This is a genomic window from Curtobacterium sp. 1310, assembly GCF_017834105.1.
GTDB lineage: Bacteria > Actinomycetota > Actinomycetes > Actinomycetales > Microbacteriaceae > Curtobacterium.
Window position 1 is genome coordinate 382,841 of record NZ_JAFICY010000001.1, and the last position, 15,436, is coordinate 398,276.

Genomic DNA, 15,436 nt, shown 5'->3' on the forward strand with positions numbered 1-15,436 from the left:
ACGAGCGAGAGGAGCACACACATGGCTGATCGGAGTCTCCGCGGGATGCGGCTCGGGAGCCAGAGTCTCCAGAGCGAGGAGGGCGTCGAGCTCTCCGACCGGAAGCGCGCGGTCTACCAGACCGAGTCGGGGGAGACGTTCGACGTCGTCTTCTCCGCCGAGGCGGACGTACCGCAGACGTGGTCGGAACCCCGGACGGGGCGCGAAGGACGGCTGCTCGGCGACGACGGGATCCCCGTCGAGGTCGCTGCCGAGGACGTCAAGGCGCCGAGGACCCACTGGGACATGCTGCTCGAGCGTCGCTCGCGCGAGGAACTCGAGGAGCTCCTGGAGGAGCGTCTCGCGTTCCTGCGTGCACGTCGCGGCGCCTGAGCACCACCCCCGACACGACGACGCCCGCCCCGGGAGATCCGGGGCGGGCGTCGTCGTGTGCGGGGAGACCTACGGCTGGCGGTCGTCCCCGAGCGCGGTCTGCGAGGCCTCGTCGGCCGCGGCGAGGCGCGCGTCGACACTGCGGTTCGACTCCTCGAGCCGCTCGTCGAGCGCCGCGTCCGGGACGATGTCGGCCGCGGTGGCGTCCGGTCGGGGGTTCGCCGCCGCCGCGCCGTCCGCGGTCGCGGTGTTCGCCAGGCTCTCGTTCGCGAGCTTCGAGATGCGCGACAGGAAGTCCGTGCCCCCACCGGCCCCCGCGACCGGACCGCTGCCGGTCCGCCCGCCGGTGAAGCCCTTGGCGATGCCGGACAGCGCCTCGGTGAACTCGCTCGGGATCATCCAGAGCTTGTTCGCCGTGCCCTCGGCGATCTTCGGCAGGGTCTGCAGGTACTGGTAGGACAACAGCTTGTCGTCCGGGTCACCGGTGTGGATCGCGTCGAAGACGGTCGCGATGGCCTGCGCCTCACCCTCGGCGCGGAGCACCTGGGCCTTCGCGTCACCCTCGGCGGCGAGGATCGCGGCCTGCCGTTGGCCCTCGGCCTCGAGGATCGCCGACTGCTTGGTGCCCTCGGCCTGCAGGATCGCGGCTCGACGGCTCCGTTCGGCGCGGAGCTGCTGCTCCATGGCGTCCTGGATCGACACGGGCGGCTCGATCGCCTTGAGCTCGACACGACCGACCCGGATGCCCCACTTGCCGGTCGCCTCGTCGAGGACGACCCGGAGCTGGCCGTTGATGTTGTCGCGGCTGGTCAGCGCCTCTTCGAGGTTGAGGCCACCCACGACGTTGCGGAGCGTCGTGGTGGTGAGCTGCTCGACCGCACCCAGGTAGTTCGCGATCTCGTAGGTGGCGGCGCGTGCGTCGGTCACCTGGAAGTAGACGACGGTGTCGATCGAGACCACCAGGTTGTCCTCGGTGATCACCGGCTGCGGCGGGAAGGACACGACCTGCTCGCGCATGTCGATGAGCGGGCGGAGCCGGTCGATGAACGGCACCAGGATGTTGAGTCCGGGGCTGAGCGTCTTGTGGTACTTGCCGAGTCGTTCGACGATCCCGGCCGTCGCCTGGGGCACGATCCGGATCGCGCGGGACAGGACGACGATCACGAAGATCACGACGACGAGGACGAGGACGATCAGGGCGATCGTCCCGGCTGAGATGGTCACGAGGTGGCCCTTTCTCCGAGGCGGACGACCGCGGTCGACCCCTCGATGGACTCGACGACCACGGGGGTGCCGAGCGGTGGTGTGCGGTCGGGGGAGCCTGCGGCGAGCCGGGCGCTCCAGGTCTCGCCGTTCGCGAGACGGACCTGCCCGGGGGACGACGACGTGAAGGCCACCGCGACGGTGCCGCGCAGGCCGATCAGCCCCTCGATGTTGGTGCGGTGCGGGTCGGCGTTCCGGCCGAGCGCCACGAGCAGCCGGGGGCGGACGAGCGAGAGCAGCACGAGTGCGACGACGGCCGCGATGATCGCGGAGAGCCACCACGGCGCGCCGACCAGCGCTGCGATCAGACCCCCGGCCGCGCCCGCGGCGAGCATCAGGAAGATGAAGTCGAGCGTGAAGATCTCGACCACGCCCAGCAGCAGTGTCAGTCCGATCCAGACGACGGTCTGGATCCAGTCGATGTTCACGCGATCTCCCTCCCTTGCATCGCGCGCTCCGGCGTGCAGCGTCGCGACGGCCGGTCCAACTCCGTTCAACATATCAAGTCACGCTCGGGTCCGCGCGGGTGCGGCCGACGCTCGCCCGGCGCGGGCCGCGTGGTTGGTAGGCTCGTCGGCGGCCGACCGGCCACAGCAGCGACCTGGAGAACACGCCCGTGACGAACCCCCTCGCCCCCGGATCCCTCGCCGACAAGCGCGCCCTCGTCACGGGGTCGTCGCGCGGTATCGGCGCCGACACCGTCGGCTACCTGGCCGAGGCCGGCGCGAAGGTCGTCGTGAACTACCGCAACAAGGCCCGGCGCGCCGAGCAGATCGTCGAGAAGGTCGTCGCTGCCGGCGGTTCCGCGATCGCCGTGGCTGCCGACCTGACCGACCACGACTCCGTCCAGGCGATGGTCGACCGCGTCGTGGCCGAGTGGGGCGGGATCGACCTGCTCGTGCTCAACGCCTCCGGCGGCATGGAGGCCGACCTGGGGGAGGACTACGCACTCCGCCTGAACCGCGACGCACAGGTCGACATGCTGCAGACCGCCGTGCCGCACATGCCGGCCGGCTCGCGTGTCGTCTTCGTGACGAGCCACCAGGCCCACTTCGTCGAGACCGCCGAGACGATGGACGAGTACGTCCCCGTCGCCAAGAGCAAGCGCGCCGGCGAACTCGCCCTGCGCGAGCTCATCCCGCAGCTCGAGGCCACCGGCATCGAGTTCGTGACCGTCTCCGGCGACATGATCGAGGGCACCATCACGGCGACGCTGCTCAACCGCCTGAACCCCGGTGCGATCGAGGGTCGGCGCCAGGAGGTCGGGAAGCTCTACAGCGTGTCCGAGTTCGCGGCCGAGATCGCCCTGGCCGCCGTCGAGCCGATCCCGGCCGACCACACGAAGCTCGTCGGTGACACGAGCGGCTTCACGGCCTGACACGGGGCGGGGCACGGCGCGACGGGTAGCCTCGGGCGGATGACAGCGAAGCCCGGCCTCCGTCTGACCTCCCGCATCCTCCTGCTCGACCCGGACGGCCGCGTGTTCCTCATGGACACGCGGTCGCCGTCGTCCGACCACGCGCACCGGTGGATCACCCCCGGTGGCGGCGTGGACCCGGGGGAGTCGCACCGCGACGCCGCCGTCCGCGAGCTCCGTGAGGAGACCGGCGTCGTCGTCGACGATCCGGGCGACCCCGTGTGGAGCTGGGACTTCACGGTCGAGTGGGACCTGGCCGACCACGACCGTGGCCACAGCGAGTTCTACGTCGTCCGGACGCCAGGGTTCGAGCTGTCCGATGCCGAGTGGACCGACGACGAGCGCGTCGACATCCTCGCTTCGCGGTGGTGGACCGCCGAGGAGCTCGACGCCACCGACGAGCCCTTCGAGCCGGTGGAGCTCCCGGACCTGGTCCGGCAGCACCGTGCCGTCTGATCCGGCAGCACCAGGTGCGTACAGCTGATGTGAACGCACTTCGCAGGAAGCGCCTACCGTGTGCGCTGACGGCCGCACGCAACCCGTGCCAGCGGCCCTGACACGAGGAGCTCCCATGTCCACGAACGGTTTCCCGCCGGCACCGAACACGCCCGGCGCGGCACCCGCGACGAACGGCGGCAACGGCCTCGCCATCGGGTCGCTGGTGCTCGGCATCGTCGCCGTCGTCTTCGGCTTCCTGTTCTCGATCATCGGTCTGATCGCCGGCATCGTCGGCCTGATCCTCGGCTTCGTCGCGCGTCGCCGGGGCCTGAACCGCGGCATGGTCCTCGCCGGCATCGTCCTGAGCGTCATCGGCATCGTCATCGCGATCATCTTCATGATCTTCGGCGCCGTGCTGGCGACGCAGATGCTGCAGAACCAGTAGCACCACCGGACGGGAGGCGCGTGGCGGCACCGCCACGCGCCTCCCGTCCGTCTGTCCGGTCACCGTCGACGACCGCACCGCCCGGACCGACACAGGCCGTGCCGAGTAGCGTCCCCGCCATGACGTACAGCCAGCCGGACCCCGCAGAAGAGACCACCCAGGCCGAGCAGCCGGAGCAGCCGGACACCGACCGTTCCGAGGTCGAGGAGGACGGCAGCGAGCAGGCCGCCCTCGAGATCGACGCCGACGACGTGCCCACCGGCGACGAGACGCCCGAGCACTGACGACCCGGCCGTCGCCGCCGACCGCGCAGGTCGGCCGGACCCGCAACGCCACCGCGGATCCGGCCACGATGCGCCGCCGGTCACGACGCCCAGGTCGCACGACATGCCGTTCACGTTGATCGTGAGCGGCATGTCGTGCACCCACGGCGGACAAACGGCGGCGCGTCGTGCGACGAGAACGGTCCGTGGACGCGAGTTCACCGGCTGCATAGCTGTTCAGCGCTAAGCGCCGATAATGCATATTATGTCAACTCAGGTGACTCGAGACGGGCGGACTCCCGTCTGTGCGGCTCCCCTGATCGCCCCGCCCTGCGTCAGGGCGCGGGTCTCGGCGTGACCAGCGGGCAGTCGTCGACCTGCGCCGCGACGAACACGAGCACCAGTTCCTCGTCGGACACGTTCGTCGCCTCGTGGTCGACGAAGGGTGCCTCGACGAGCACCTGACCGGGTTCGTGGTACTGCACGACGTCGGCCGTCCGGTGTCGCAGTCGCCCCCGGGCGACGATCCCCGTCTGCCAGGCGTCGTGCCGGTGCCACCCCGTCGACGCCCCCGGTGGGATCCGCGCCACGAACGAGCGGACGACTCCGTCCGCCCGGTCGACGCCCGGTGGCACCGTCAGCCGACAGTCGTCGATCACTGCGAGCTCCGCGAGCTCGACGCCCGCTCCGCTTCCCCACGTCATCTCCGCAGTATGTCAGATGACACACCGGCTGTCCGCAGGTCGCAGATGACCGGGACGGCGGCGTCTCAGAACACCGCGACGGTCATCCCCGACCCGGTCGCCGGCCGGTCCATCGCCTCGAGCGCATCGGGCAGGTCGCCGAACCCGATCGTCCGTCCGATCGACTCGGCGGGACGGAGCCGACCGGCGACCACGTCGTCGAGCATCGCGGCGTACTCCCCCACTGCGATCCCGTGACTCCCGAGCAGCTCGAGCTCGTCGGCGATGACCCTGCCCATCGGGATGACCGGCACGGCCTCGTCGTCGAGCAACAGGCCGACCTGCACGTGCCGACCGCGCGGACGGAGCGAGCCCACCGCGGCGAGCGAGGTCGCCCGGCTGCCGTAGGCGTCCACCGACACGTGCGCGCCCCCTCCGGTCACACCGTGCACCGTCGCCGCCACGTCATCGCCCATCGGTAGCGTGGTCGCGCCGAGTGCCGCCGCCCGCTCGAGCGCTGCCGGCGAGACGTCGACGGCGATCACACGTGCGCCCGCTGCCACGGCGACCAGCACGGTGGACAGTCCGACACCGCCGCAGCCGAACACGGCGACCCACTCCCCTGCGGCGACCCGCCCCCGTGCGTGCAGCGCGTGGTACGCGGTGCCGAACCGGCAGCCGAGCCCCGCCGCCTCGGCGAAGCCGACCTCGTCGGGCAGCGCCACGAGGTTCACGTCGGCATGCGGCACCACCACCGCCTCGGCGTACGAGCCCGGCAGCGTGAACCCGGGCTGCTGCTGCCGGGTGCACACCTGCGTGGCCCCGTCGCGGCACTGCTCGCACGTACCGCAGGCGAAGACGAACGGCGCGGTCACCCGGTCGCCGACGGCGAAGCCGATGACGTCGTCGCCGACGGCCGACACGGTCCCCGAGAACTCGTGGCCCGGCACGTGCGGCAACGACACCGAGTCGTCGTGGCCCTTCCACGCGTGCCAGTCGCTCCGGCACACCCCGGTCGCACGGACGGTGACGACGACGCCGTCGACGGGTGCCTCCGGCGTCGGGAGCTCGACGATGACGGGCATGGAACCGAAGCGGTCGTACCGGACTGCGCGCATGCCGTCATCCTGGCAGACCGACCGACGGGAGGCGCGTGGCGGACCCGCCACGCGCCTCCCGTCCCGCGTCCGGTCAGTACTCGATGCGGCCGGTCCGGTCGTGGAACTCCCCCGTCGGTCCGTCCGGACCGACCTGCGCGAGCGCCACCGTCGCGTCCGTGCCCTCCGTGACGGTCTGGTGCCCGCCGAAGCCGTTGAACGCGGTCGCGGTGTAGCCGGGGTCGGTCGCGTTGACGCGGAACCCGGGCAGGTTCTTCGCGTACTGCACGGTCGCGGCGATGAGCGCCGCCTTCGACGCCGCGTACGGCACCGCGGGGACCGGGTGCTCGTCACGACCGGGCGTGGTGAGCCAGCGCGCGAAGCCGACACCGGACGCGACGTTGACGATCACCGGGTTCGACGAGCGACGCAGCAGCGGCAGGGCCGCCTGCGTCACCCGGACGACCCCGACGACGTTCGTGTCGAGCACGTCGGCCATCGCGTCCGCGTCGAGGTCGTCGACGCCGAACGCAGTCCCGAGCACCCCCGCGTTGTTCACGAGCACGTCGAGTTGCGGCAGCGACGCGAGCGCGGCGTCGACGCTCGCCTGCTCGGTGACGTCGAGCGCCACGACGTGCGCGCCGAGGGCGCGCGCCTCGTCCCCGGAGGCGGGGTCACGCATGCCGGCGTACACGGTGTGCCCGGCCTCGACGAGTCGGCGTGCGGTCTCGAGGCCGAGCGAACGGTTGGCCCCGGTGATGAGTGTGGTGGTCATGCCGTCCACGATGCCCGCGTCGCCGTCGGGTTCCCAGGCACCGGTCGACGGTGGGACCGGCAGTACCAGGACCGCCTGCCCGAACCGGGTGATGATGGTCGCATGAGCGAGTTCGCGGAGGTGTTGCGCGCCTGGCGTGACCGGGTGCGTCCGGCCGAGGTCGGACTGCCGGCGGGGCCGGGTCGGCGCACCGCCGGGCTCCACTCGCGACCGCGCTCCGGCTCACGGAGGCCGAACGCGACCACCTGTTCCGGGTCGCGGGCGCCGCGGTGCCCTCGCGGGGCGAGGTCCCCCGCCACGTCCCGCCCGGCGTGCACCGCATGCTCGACCGGCTCGGGGACGTCCCGCTGGCCGTGTTCACGGCGGCGCACGACATCGTGCTGTGGAACGACCTCTGGGCCACGGTCTCCGGCGACCCCGGGCGCTGGACGGGCCTCGAGGCGAACCTCGTGTGGCGGCACTTCACGCAGGGGCACGACGGCGTCGAGTGGGACGACCCCCACCAGGAGGACTTCTCGAGCGACCTGGTCGCCGACCTCCGCTCCGCCCTGGGCCGGTACCCGGCGGATCGGCGTCTCGCGGAGCTGGTGGCACGGCTGCGCCGTGCGTCCCCGGAGTTCGAGCGGCGCTGGCACGGTGGGCGCATCGCCGAGCACCGGACCGGTCGCAAGGTCGTGCACACCCCGGTCGGCCCGGTGGAGATCGACTGCGACGTGCTCGGCGTGCCGGGCAGCGACCTGCGGATCGTGGTCTACACGGCGGTGCCCGGCAGCGAGGACGCCGCGAAGCTGGACCTGCTCCGGGTCACCGGGCTGCAGGAGTTCGTGACACCCGGACGCTGAGCACCTCCGCCGCGCCCGCCCCCTCGGCGCGCGCGGCGGCGCTCGTCACTCGCCGAAGCCGGAGCGGACGAGCGCGACGAGCGTGTCCACGGCCTCCTGCGCGTCGGGTCCGACCGCTTCGATCGTCACGCTCGCACCCTGCGGCAGCGCGAGCGCCATGATCGCGAGGAGGCTCTTCGCGTCGACGCCGTTCACGCGGACACGGGACTCGTGCTTCGCCGCGGTCTTCACGAACTCGGCCGCCGGACGGGCGTGGAGCCCGCTCTCGTTGACCAGCTCGACGGTCTCGGTGACCGCCCCGTCGCTCGGATCCGCGTCGTCGACGGGTGTCGTGCCTCCCGGCCGGTCCCCCGTCGGGTCGGAGGCGCTCTCGTCGTCGTCCGCGGACCGTGCGGCCGACGACGCAGCGGCCAGGACGGCGTCGACGTCGCCGCCGGTCTGCGCGGCGACCGCCGCGGCCACCGTGCCCTCGACCAGCGGGGCCTGCGAGACGTGCACCCGGTCGCGGTCGGCCTCGTCGAGGAAGTCCAGTGCGGTGTCGGTGGTCAGGTAGGCGGAGCCGAGGTCGCAGAGCACGACGACGGCGTCCGCCGGCGCGAGCTCCTGGATGCCGTCGGCGATCGCCTCGAAGGACGTCCCGATGCCGCCGTCGTCCGTGCCGCCGGCGGCCACCATCGGGACGTCCGCGGCCATCTGGCGGGCGAGCTCGACGGTGCCGGTCGCGATCGCCGCGCTGTGCGAGACGACCAGGATCCCGACGGTCACGCGGCGTCCACCGCTGCGCGCAGGATGTACGCCGTCGACTGCGCACCGGGGTCGCGGTGTCCGATCGCCCGCTCCCCGAGGTAGCTGGCGCGGCCCTTGCGGGCGACGAGGGGGTCGGTCGACTCGGCGCCGGTCACGGCGGCGTCGGCGGCGGCCTCGAGCACGCGCTCCGGCCCGTCGCCGGCCGCCGCAGCGGCGGTCGCGGCGTCGACGGCCGCGGACCACGCGTCGACCATCGTCTTGTCGCCGACCTCGGCCTTGCCACGGGAGACGACACCGTCGCGTGCGGCGGTGAGCACGGCCACGAGCGTGTCGGCGTCGAGCTCGGTCGCGTCGCCGGCCGCCTGGGCGGCCTTCAGGTAGGCGGTCCCGAAGAGCGGACCGGCGGCACCGCCCACCGTCGAGATGAGCTTCGTCGCGACGGCCTTGAAGACCGCGCCGGGGGTGTCGAAGGAGCCGCCGTCGACGGTCTCGAGCACGGCGCGGAACCCGCGGTCGAGGTTCTCCCCGTGGTCGCCGTCGCCGATCTCACGGTCGAGCGTGACGAGCTCGGCGCGGTGGTCGTCGATCGTCGCGGCGGTGCGGCGCACCCAGTCGATGGCCCATGCGGTGTCGAGCGCCAATTCGTGTTCCTTCCTGGATGGTGGACGGTGGTCAGCGACCCCAGCGCAGCGCCGGGGTCTCCACCGGGGCGTCCCAGAGTGCCGTGAGCTCCTCGTCGAGCACCGTGACGGTGATCGAGAAGCCCGGCATCTCGAGGGACGTGACGTAGTCGCCGACCACGCTACGCGCGACGTGGTGGCCACGGTCCGTGAGGACCTCGGCGGCGCGCCGGTAGACGATGTAGAGCTCGGACAGCGGGGTCCCGCCCATCCCGTTCACGAGGAGCAGCAGCTGCGAGCCCGCAGGCGCGTCGAGGTCGGCGAGCACCGGTTCGAGCACACGGTCGACGAGCTGGTCGGCCGCGGCCATCGGGATGCGCTCGCGGCCGGGCTCGCCGTGGATGCCGATCCCGAGCTCGACCTCGTCGTCCGCGAGCGTGAAGGACGGCTCCCCCGCGTGCGGGACGGTGCCGGAGCCCAGGGCCAGGCCCATCGACCGAGTGACCTCGTTGACGCGGCGGGCGACCGCCGCGACGGCGTCGAGGTCGTCGCCGCGCTCGGCTGCGGCGCCGGCGCACTTCTCGACCACGACGGTGCCGGCCACGCCGCGGCGTCCTGCCGTGTAGAGCGAGTCCTGCACGGCGACGTCGTCGTCGACGACGACGGACTCGACGCGGATGTCCTCCAGCTCGGCCAGCTCCGCCGCGGTCTCGAAGTTGAGGACGTCGCCGGTGTAGTTCTTCACGATGTGGAGCACGCCCGCTCCCCCGTCCACCGCCTTCGTCGCGGCGACGATGGGGTCCGGGGTCGGACTGGTGAAGACCGGCCCCGGCACGGCTGCGTCGAGCATGCCGTGGCCGATGAACCCGGCGTGGAGCGGCTCGTGCCCGCTGCCGCCGCCGCTCACGATGCCGACCTTGCCGCGGACGGGGGCGTCGGCGCGGTGCAGGTGGATCGGGTCCTCGACCAGGACGACGTGCCCCTCGTGCGCCCGGGCGAACCCACGGACGGTCTCGGTCACGACGTCGTGCGGATCGTTGATGAGCTTCTTCATGACGGACCTCCACGAGGACGGGGGTCGACCGCGGGCGGATCCACACCGCCGTCGTCGACCGGAGTGCGTTCACCCTACAGCGACCGCCCGTTCGTCTCCGGTGCACGTTCGTGCAGGACCATGCTCCCGCGGCCCCGGTGCGGGATGCCGGACCGCACACCGCTCGTGCACGTTCGTGCAGTTTCGCGGACTCGACTCGTTGCGTGATCGCGTCGCGACGATCCGCCTCACTATGCTCGGCCCCAATCACTCGACGGGGAGTGCCGGACGCAGCAGCCACCGGACCCCCACCACTCGCACTGGAGGTCACCGATGGACGGCATCGGCGTCAATTTCATGTCAGAGCTCGTCGGCACGGCGTTGCTCATCATCCTCGGTGGCGGTGTCGTCGCCGCCGTGTCCCTCACGAAGTCCAAGGGCTTCGGCGCCGGCTTCCTCATGGTCACGATCGGCTGGGGCTTCGCGGTCTTCGCCGGCGTCACCGTGTCCTACAGCTCCGGCGGCCAGCTCAACCCCGCGGTCAGCCTCGCGCAGGCGCTGCTCGGCAACATCACCGTCGGCGAGATGTTCCTCTACTGGATCGCCCAGCTCATCGGCGCGATCATCGGTGCCGTCATCGTCTGGCTGGCGTACAAGCAGCACTTCGACGAGGAGCCCGACGCGGCCGCCAAGCTCGGTGTCTTCTCGACCGGCCCGGCCATCCGCAGCTACGGCTGGAACGTCGTCACCGAGGTCATCGGCACCTTCGTGCTCGTGTTCGTCGTGCTCGCCTTCACCAACGGCAAGACCCCGGCCGAGCTCGGTGCCGTCCCCGTCGCCTTCCTCGTGATCGCGATCGGTGTCTCGCTCGGTGGCCCCACCGGCTACGCCATCAACCCGGCGCGTGACCTCGGCCCGCGCATCGCCCACGCGATCCTCCCGATCAAGGGCAAGGGTTCCAGCGACTGGTCCTACGCCTGGGTCCCGGTCGTCGGCCCGCTCGTCGGTGGCGCCCTCGCCGCCGGTGCCTCGACCTTCCTGCTCCCCGTCGTCTCCTGACGACCACCCGTCCACCACACCGAACGCAACCCAAGGAGAACCCATGGCCGACTACATCGTCGCCATCGACCAGGGCACGACCTCGACGCGCGCCATCGTCTTCGACCACTCCGGCTCGATCAAGTCGGTCGGCCAGAAGGAGCACGAGCAGATCTTCCCGCGTGCCGGTTGGGTCGAGCACGACCCGGCGGAGATCTGGGACAACGTCCGCGAGGTCATCGGCCAGGCCCTGTCCCGCGCCGACATCACCCGCCACGACGTCGCGGCGGTCGGCATCACCAACCAGCGCGAGACCGCCGTGGTCTGGGACAAGAACACCGGCAAGGCCGTCTACAACGCCATCGTCTGGCAGGACACCCGCACGCAGTCGATCGTCGACGAGCTCGCCGACGGTGACACCGACCGCTACAAGGCGATCGTCGGCCTGCCCCTCGCCACGTACTTCGCCGGCACCAAGATCGCCTGGATCCTCGACAACGTCGAGGGTGCGCGCGAGAAGGCCGAGGCGGGCGACCTGCTCTTCGGCACCACCGACACCTGGGTCCTCTGGAACCTGACGGGTGGCACCGACGGCGGCGTCCACAAGACCGACGTCACGAACGCGTCCCGCACGCTGTTCATGGACCTCGAGACGCTCCAGTGGCGCGACGACATCCTGGCCGACTTCGGGGTGCCGAAGTCGATGCTCCCGGAGATCGTCAGCTCCTCCGAGGTCTACGGCCACGTCGAGTCCTCCAGCCTGCTCCGCGAGGTCCCGATCGCCGGCATCCTCGGCGACCAGCAGGCCGCGACGTTCGGTCAGGCCGCGTTCGACCAGGGCGAGTCGAAGAACACCTACGGCACCGGCAACTTCCTCATCTTCAACACGGGCACGGAGATCGTCCGGTCGGAGAACGGGCTGCTCACCACGGTCGGCTACAAGCTCGGCGACCAGGAGACGCACTACGCCCTCGAGGGTTCGATCGCCGTCACGGGCTCGCTCATCCAGTGGCTCCGCGACAACCTCGGCATCATCGGCAGCGCCCCGGAGGTCGAGGCCCTCGCCAAGACCGTCGAGGACAACGGCGGCGTGTACTTCGTCCCGGCGTTCTCGGGCCTGTTCGCGCCGTACTGGCGACCGGATGCCCGCGGTGCCCTGGTCGGCCTGACCCGCTACGTCAACAAGGGGCACATCGCCCGTGCCGCCCTCGAGGCGACGGCGCTGCAGACCCGCGAGGTCCTCGACGCCGTGAACGCGGACTCCGGCGTGGACCTGACCGAGCTCAAGGTCGACGGTGGCATGACGGCCAACGACGCGCTCATGCAGTTCCAGGCGGACATCCTCAACGTGCCGGTCGTCCGTCCGGTCGTCGCGGAGACCACCGCCCTCGGAGCCGCGTACGCCGCCGGTCTGGCCGTCGGGTTCTGGGCGAACCTCGACGAGCTCCGCGCCAACTGGCAGGAGGACCGGCGCTGGGAGCCGCAGCTCGACGACGCCGAGCGCGACCGCCAGCTCCGCCTGTGGAAGAAGGCCGTCACGAAGACCTTCGACTGGGTCGACGAGGACGTGCGCTGACGCACTGACGAGGTGACCGCACGGAGGCGCGGTGCCGGTCCCACGGGCCGGTGCCGCGCCTCCAGGCCGTTGCGGTGGTGCGTCCGGAGCGGCGTCCTCGTGTCCGTCTGCTCGCCACGGGACGCCGCCCGTACGACGAGACGCCCCCGGATCCGGGGGCGTCTCGTCGTCTCCGGTGCGGCTCGCGCCGACGCCGGCGTCCCGCGCGGGGCTGCTCAGGCCGCCGGCGCGGCGCCGACCCAGTCGGCGAGCTTCCGCGCGGCGGCGCCGGAGTCGACGGCCCCGGCTGCGACGGCGAGCTGCTCGCGGAAGCGCTGCAGGATCGGTCGGTCCGCCTGCTCGGGGTCCTCGGCGAGGCGGAAGGACACCAGGCCGGCGGCGGCGTTGAGCAGCACGATGTCGCGGACCGGACCGGTCTCCCCCGCCAGCACGCGGTGCACGACGGCGGCGTTGTGCTCCGGGTCGCCGCCGAGCAGGTCCTCGGTTCGCGCGCGGGCGATCCCGAGGTCGCGCGGGTCGAGGTCGTGCTCGGTGACGCGGCCGCCCGTGACCTCCCAGATGTGGGAGTGGCCCGTCGTGGTCAGCTCGTCGAGGCCGTCGTCGCCGCGGAACACGAGCGCCGTCGCGCCACGGGTCTGGAAGACGCCCGTGATGATCGGGACGAGCTCGAGCTGTGCGACGCCCACGGCGTTCGCCTCGCACCGTGCCGGGTTCACCAGCGGGCCGAGGAAGTTGAAGACCGTCGGCACCCCGATCTCGCGCCGCACCGGTGCCGCGTGCGCGAAGCCGGGGTGGAACGCGCTCGCGAACGCGAACGTCAGACCGACACGCCGGAAGGTGTCCGCGACACGCGCGGCGTCCATCGTGAGGTCGAGTCCGAGCGCGGCGAGCACGTCGCTCGAGCCGGACTTCGAGGAGCTCGCGCGGTTGCCGTGCTTGACGACCGGCACGCCCGCGGCCGCGATGACGATCGCGGCCATCGTCGAGACGTTGACGGTGCCGACGACGTCGCCGCCGGTGCCCACGATGTCGAGCGCCATCGGGTCGACGTCCAGCGGGACGGCGGCGTCGAGGATGGCGTCGCGGAAGCCCACGACCTCGTCGACGGTCTCCCCCTTGGCGCGGAGCGCGACCGCGAAGGCCGCGATCTGTGCGGCGGTCGCACGTCCCTGGACGATCTCCTCCATGGCCCACGTGGACTGCCTGATCGAGAGGTCCTCGTGCGCCATGAGCGCGCTGATCACTGCAGGCCAGGAGAGTGCGTGGGACATGGCTCGATCGTACTGAGTTCGAACGACCCGCCAGTGTCCTGCGAAAACACTGTCAGTGGTTTCGGCCATAATGGAGGACGTGACTAGCACCCCTCTCTCCAGATCCGCCAGCGGTCCGGTCCTGAACAGGCCGAACGCCGTTGCCGTGGGGACGATCGTGTGGCTGGGCAGCGAGGTCATGTTCTTCGCCGGCCTGTTCGCGATCTACTTCACCCTGCGCAGCACCTCGCCCGAGCTCTGGGCGACCGAGACCGCCAAGCTCGAGGTGCCGTTCGCCTCGGTGAACACGATCATCCTGGTGCTGTCCAGCTTCGCCTGCCAGTTCGCGGTGTTCGCCGCGGAGCGCTTCCAGGTGCACCGCACGAGCTGGAACCCGAAGGACTGGGGCATGACGGAGTGGTTCTTCGTCACGTACTGCATGGGCGCGATCTTCGTCTGCGGCCAGATCTTCGAGTACGCGAACCTCTGGCACGAGGGCGTGACGCTCTCGTCGAGCGCCTACGGTTCCGCGTTCTACATGACCACCGGCTTCCACGGCCTGCACGTCACGGGTGGTCTCATCGCCTTCCTCCTGACCCTCGGCCGCGGCTTCGCCGCCAAGAACTTCGGGCACAAGGAGGCGACCACCGCGATCGTCGTGTCGTACTACTGGCACTTCGTCGACGTGGTCTGGATCGGCCTCTTCGCTGTCATCTACCTTCTCAAGTAGGAACTGGACACCCCCCACCGCATGTTCACCAGAAGCAAGTCCAAGAAGGGCCGCCGTTCCCCGATGGCGACCGTCTCGCTCATCGTCGTCGGTCTCATGACCACCGGCGGTGCGTACGCGCTGTTCAGCTCGACGGCCAACGCCGACGACAGCACCACCTCCGCGGTGTCCAGCCAGTCCAAGGTCAACGAGGGCGAGAAGCTCTTCGCCTCGAACTGCGCCACCTGCCACGGTCTCGACGCGCAGGGCACCGGCGAGGGTCCGTCCCTCATCGGTGTCGGCGCCGCGTCGGTCGACTTCCAGGTCGGGACCGGTCGCATGCCGATGGCCGCGCAGGGCCCCCAGGCCGAGGAGAAGCCCGCCCAGTTCACGGACGAGCAGATCGACGCCATGGGCGCCTACGTCGCGTCGCTCGGCCCCGGCCCGTCGATCCCCTCCTCCGAGCTCACGAACGGTGGCGGCGACGCTGCCGAGGGTGCCGAGCTCTTCCGCATCAACTGCGCGATGTGCCACAACGTGGCCGGTGCCGGTGGTGCGCTGACCGAGGGCAAGTACGCCCCGAACCTGCAGTCGGTCTCCGGCAAGCACATCTACGAGGCCATGGTCACGGGCCCGCAGAACATGCCGGTCTTCAACGACCTCAACCTGACGCCGGAGCAGAAGGCCGACATCATCACGTACCTCAAGTACGTGCAGGACAACAAGTCGCCGGGCGGGTTCGCCCTCGGCTCCCTCGGCCCGGTGGCAGAGGGTCTGTTCATCTGGATCTTCGGACTCGGCGCGGTCGTCGCGATGACCGTCTGGCTGACCGCGAAGTCCAACTGATCGTCCGTGTCGAACGACACTG

Annotated in this window: 19 protein-coding genes; 10 read left to right on the forward strand and 9 right to left on the reverse strand. The window is 71.2% G+C overall.

Going from position 1 to position 15,436, the window contains the following annotated elements:
- Nucleotides 1-21 precede the first annotated feature (21 nt).
- Nucleotides 22-372 (forward strand): RNA polymerase-binding protein RbpA, encoded by a 351-nt coding sequence (locus JOD95_RS01715; RefSeq protein ID WP_058727838.1) that lies wholly within the window; start codon nucleotides 22-24, stop codon nucleotides 370-372.
- A gap of 69 nt (nucleotides 373-441) precedes the next feature.
- On the opposite strand, the gene JOD95_RS01720 is transcribed toward JOD95_RS01715, so the two are convergent.
- Together JOD95_RS01720 and JOD95_RS01725 are read right to left on the reverse strand one after the other, a co-directional pair.
- Nucleotides 442-1,596 carry an SPFH domain-containing protein gene (locus tag JOD95_RS01720; protein ID WP_066654344.1) on the reverse strand — a complete coding sequence of 385 codons (1,155 nt, stop codon included), beginning with the start codon at nucleotides 1,594-1,596 and terminating at the stop codon, nucleotides 442-444.
- Nucleotides 1,593-2,063, reverse strand: coding sequence for an NfeD family protein (locus JOD95_RS01725; RefSeq protein ID WP_066654342.1), 471 nt, complete (start codon nucleotides 2,061-2,063; stop codon nucleotides 1,593-1,595). The genes JOD95_RS01720 and JOD95_RS01725 overlap by 4 nt, the downstream gene beginning before the upstream one ends.
- A gap of 188 nt (nucleotides 2,064-2,251) precedes the next feature.
- On the opposite strand from JOD95_RS01725, the gene JOD95_RS01730 reads away from it, so the two are divergent.
- The 4 genes from JOD95_RS01730 to JOD95_RS01745 all read left to right on the forward strand — a co-directional run bounded on the left by JOD95_RS01730 (nucleotide 2,252) and on the right by JOD95_RS01745 (nucleotide 4,219).
- Complete coding sequence (locus JOD95_RS01730; protein WP_066654340.1) at nucleotides 2,252-3,013, forward strand: SDR family oxidoreductase; 762 nt, start codon at nucleotides 2,252-2,254, stop codon at nucleotides 3,011-3,013.
- A 39-nt stretch (nucleotides 3,014-3,052) separates the two neighbouring features.
- A complete protein-coding gene (locus JOD95_RS01735) occupies nucleotides 3,053-3,508 on the forward strand; it encodes an NUDIX hydrolase (RefSeq protein ID WP_066654338.1) in 456 nt (151 codons plus the stop codon).
- A 115-nt stretch (nucleotides 3,509-3,623) separates the two neighbouring features.
- Nucleotides 3,624-3,935, forward strand: coding sequence for a DUF4190 domain-containing protein (locus JOD95_RS01740; RefSeq protein ID WP_066654336.1), 312 nt, complete (start codon nucleotides 3,624-3,626; stop codon nucleotides 3,933-3,935).
- A gap of 119 nt (nucleotides 3,936-4,054) precedes the next feature.
- On the forward strand, nucleotides 4,055-4,219 hold the full coding sequence (locus JOD95_RS01745) for a hypothetical protein (RefSeq protein ID WP_158407754.1): 165 nt from the start codon (nucleotides 4,055-4,057) through the stop codon (nucleotides 4,217-4,219).
- Nucleotides 4,220-4,533: 314 nt separating this feature from the next.
- On the opposite strand, the gene JOD95_RS01750 is transcribed toward JOD95_RS01745, so the two are convergent.
- The 3 genes from JOD95_RS01750 to JOD95_RS01760 all read right to left on the reverse strand — a co-directional run bounded on the left by JOD95_RS01750 (nucleotide 4,534) and on the right by JOD95_RS01760 (nucleotide 6,753).
- The gene (locus tag JOD95_RS01750) at nucleotides 4,534-4,902 is read right to left on the reverse strand and encodes a cupin domain-containing protein (protein ID WP_209682561.1); all 369 of its coding nucleotides are present in this window, start codon (nucleotides 4,900-4,902) and stop codon (nucleotides 4,534-4,536) included.
- A gap of 65 nt (nucleotides 4,903-4,967) precedes the next feature.
- Entirely contained in the window at nucleotides 4,968-5,999 is a 1,032-nt protein-coding gene (locus tag JOD95_RS01755) for an alcohol dehydrogenase catalytic domain-containing protein (RefSeq protein WP_209682564.1), read from the reverse strand.
- Between the two features lie 73 nt (nucleotides 6,000-6,072).
- Complete coding sequence (locus tag JOD95_RS01760) at nucleotides 6,073-6,753, reverse strand: SDR family NAD(P)-dependent oxidoreductase (protein ID WP_209682567.1); 681 nt, start codon at nucleotides 6,751-6,753, stop codon at nucleotides 6,073-6,075.
- A gap of 320 nt (nucleotides 6,754-7,073) precedes the next feature.
- On the opposite strand from JOD95_RS01760, the gene JOD95_RS01765 reads away from it, so the two are divergent.
- Nucleotides 7,074-7,595, forward strand: coding sequence for a hypothetical protein (locus tag JOD95_RS01765; protein ID WP_245171071.1), 522 nt, complete (start codon nucleotides 7,074-7,076; stop codon nucleotides 7,593-7,595).
- 45 nt (nucleotides 7,596-7,640) lie between these two features.
- Here the strand turns inward: JOD95_RS01765 and dhaM are convergent, their stop codons facing one another.
- The 3 genes from dhaM to dhaK are packed head-to-tail and all read right to left on the reverse strand — an operon-like array spanning nucleotide 7,641 to nucleotide 10,016.
- Complete coding sequence (gene dhaM, locus JOD95_RS01770) at nucleotides 7,641-8,360, reverse strand: dihydroxyacetone kinase phosphoryl donor subunit DhaM (protein WP_066654328.1); 720 nt, start codon at nucleotides 8,358-8,360, stop codon at nucleotides 7,641-7,643.
- Nucleotides 8,357-8,983: a dihydroxyacetone kinase subunit DhaL gene (dhaL, locus tag JOD95_RS01775; RefSeq protein ID WP_066654325.1), complete on the reverse strand. Its 627-nt coding sequence runs from the start codon at nucleotides 8,981-8,983 to the stop codon at nucleotides 8,357-8,359. Before dhaL ends, dhaM begins: the two co-directional genes overlap by 4 nt.
- A 31-nt stretch (nucleotides 8,984-9,014) precedes the next feature.
- Nucleotides 9,015-10,016 carry a dihydroxyacetone kinase subunit DhaK gene (gene dhaK, locus JOD95_RS01780; RefSeq protein ID WP_209682570.1) on the reverse strand — a complete coding sequence of 334 codons (1,002 nt, stop codon included), beginning with the start codon at nucleotides 10,014-10,016 and terminating at the stop codon, nucleotides 9,015-9,017.
- Between the two features lie 312 nt (nucleotides 10,017-10,328).
- Here dhaK and JOD95_RS01785 point away from each other — a divergent pair, with 312 nt between their 5' ends.
- Both JOD95_RS01785 and glpK read left to right on the forward strand, forming a co-directional pair.
- Nucleotides 10,329-11,054, forward strand: coding sequence for an MIP/aquaporin family protein (locus JOD95_RS01785; protein ID WP_209682573.1), 726 nt, complete (start codon nucleotides 10,329-10,331; stop codon nucleotides 11,052-11,054).
- A gap of 43 nt (nucleotides 11,055-11,097) precedes the next feature.
- The gene (gene glpK / locus JOD95_RS01790) at nucleotides 11,098-12,609 is read left to right on the forward strand and encodes a glycerol kinase GlpK (RefSeq protein WP_209682576.1); all 1,512 of its coding nucleotides are present in this window, start codon (nucleotides 11,098-11,100) and stop codon (nucleotides 12,607-12,609) included.
- Between the two features lie 215 nt (nucleotides 12,610-12,824).
- Here glpK and trpD read toward each other — a convergent pair whose 3' ends face one another.
- A complete protein-coding gene (gene trpD / locus JOD95_RS01795; protein WP_209682579.1) occupies nucleotides 12,825-13,880 on the reverse strand; it encodes an anthranilate phosphoribosyltransferase in 1,056 nt (351 codons plus the stop codon).
- A gap of 70 nt (nucleotides 13,881-13,950) precedes the next feature.
- On the opposite strand from trpD, the gene JOD95_RS01800 reads away from it, so the two are divergent.
- Together JOD95_RS01800 and JOD95_RS01805 are read left to right on the forward strand one after the other, a co-directional pair.
- Complete coding sequence (locus JOD95_RS01800) at nucleotides 13,951-14,589, forward strand: heme-copper oxidase subunit III (RefSeq protein ID WP_058727853.1); 639 nt, start codon at nucleotides 13,951-13,953, stop codon at nucleotides 14,587-14,589.
- 21 nt (nucleotides 14,590-14,610) lie between these two features.
- A complete protein-coding gene (locus tag JOD95_RS01805; RefSeq protein WP_066654316.1) occupies nucleotides 14,611-15,414 on the forward strand; it encodes a cytochrome c in 804 nt (267 codons plus the stop codon).
- Nucleotides 15,415-15,436 lie beyond the last annotated feature (22 nt).

What these genes read in the sequence shown, in the direction of transcription:
- JOD95_RS01760 (WP_209682567.1), bottom strand. Translation starts at nt 6,753, where the DNA reads ATGACCACCACACTCATCACCGGGGCCAACCGTTCGCTCGGCCTCGAG.
- JOD95_RS01735 (WP_066654338.1), top strand. Translation starts at nt 3,053, where the DNA reads ATGACAGCGAAGCCCGGCCTCCGTCTGACCTCCCGCATCCTCCTGCTC.
- dhaK (WP_209682570.1), bottom strand. Translation starts at nt 10,016, where the DNA reads ATGAAGAAGCTCATCAACGATCCGCACGACGTCGTGACCGAGACCGTC.
- JOD95_RS01740 (WP_066654336.1), top strand. Translation starts at nt 3,624, where the DNA reads ATGTCCACGAACGGTTTCCCGCCGGCACCGAACACGCCCGGCGCGGCA.
- JOD95_RS01785 (WP_209682573.1), top strand. Translation starts at nt 10,329, where the DNA reads ATGGACGGCATCGGCGTCAATTTCATGTCAGAGCTCGTCGGCACGGCG.
- trpD (WP_209682579.1), bottom strand. Translation starts at nt 13,880, where the DNA reads ATGTCCCACGCACTCTCCTGGCCTGCAGTGATCAGCGCGCTCATGGCG.
- JOD95_RS01745 (WP_158407754.1), top strand. Translation starts at nt 4,055, where the DNA reads ATGACGTACAGCCAGCCGGACCCCGCAGAAGAGACCACCCAGGCCGAG.
- JOD95_RS01715 (WP_058727838.1), top strand. Translation starts at nt 22, where the DNA reads ATGGCTGATCGGAGTCTCCGCGGGATGCGGCTCGGGAGCCAGAGTCTC.
- glpK (WP_209682576.1), top strand. Translation starts at nt 11,098, where the DNA reads ATGGCCGACTACATCGTCGCCATCGACCAGGGCACGACCTCGACGCGC.
- JOD95_RS01755 (WP_209682564.1), bottom strand. Translation starts at nt 5,999, where the DNA reads ATGCGCGCAGTCCGGTACGACCGCTTCGGTTCCATGCCCGTCATCGTC.
- JOD95_RS01805 (WP_066654316.1), top strand. Translation starts at nt 14,611, where the DNA reads ATGTTCACCAGAAGCAAGTCCAAGAAGGGCCGCCGTTCCCCGATGGCG.
- JOD95_RS01800 (WP_058727853.1), top strand. Translation starts at nt 13,951, where the DNA reads ATGGAGGACGTGACTAGCACCCCTCTCTCCAGATCCGCCAGCGGTCCG.
- JOD95_RS01750 (WP_209682561.1), bottom strand. Translation starts at nt 4,902, where the DNA reads ATGACGTGGGGAAGCGGAGCGGGCGTCGAGCTCGCGGAGCTCGCAGTG.
- JOD95_RS01765 (WP_245171071.1), top strand. Translation starts at nt 7,074, where the DNA reads ATGCTCGACCGGCTCGGGGACGTCCCGCTGGCCGTGTTCACGGCGGCG.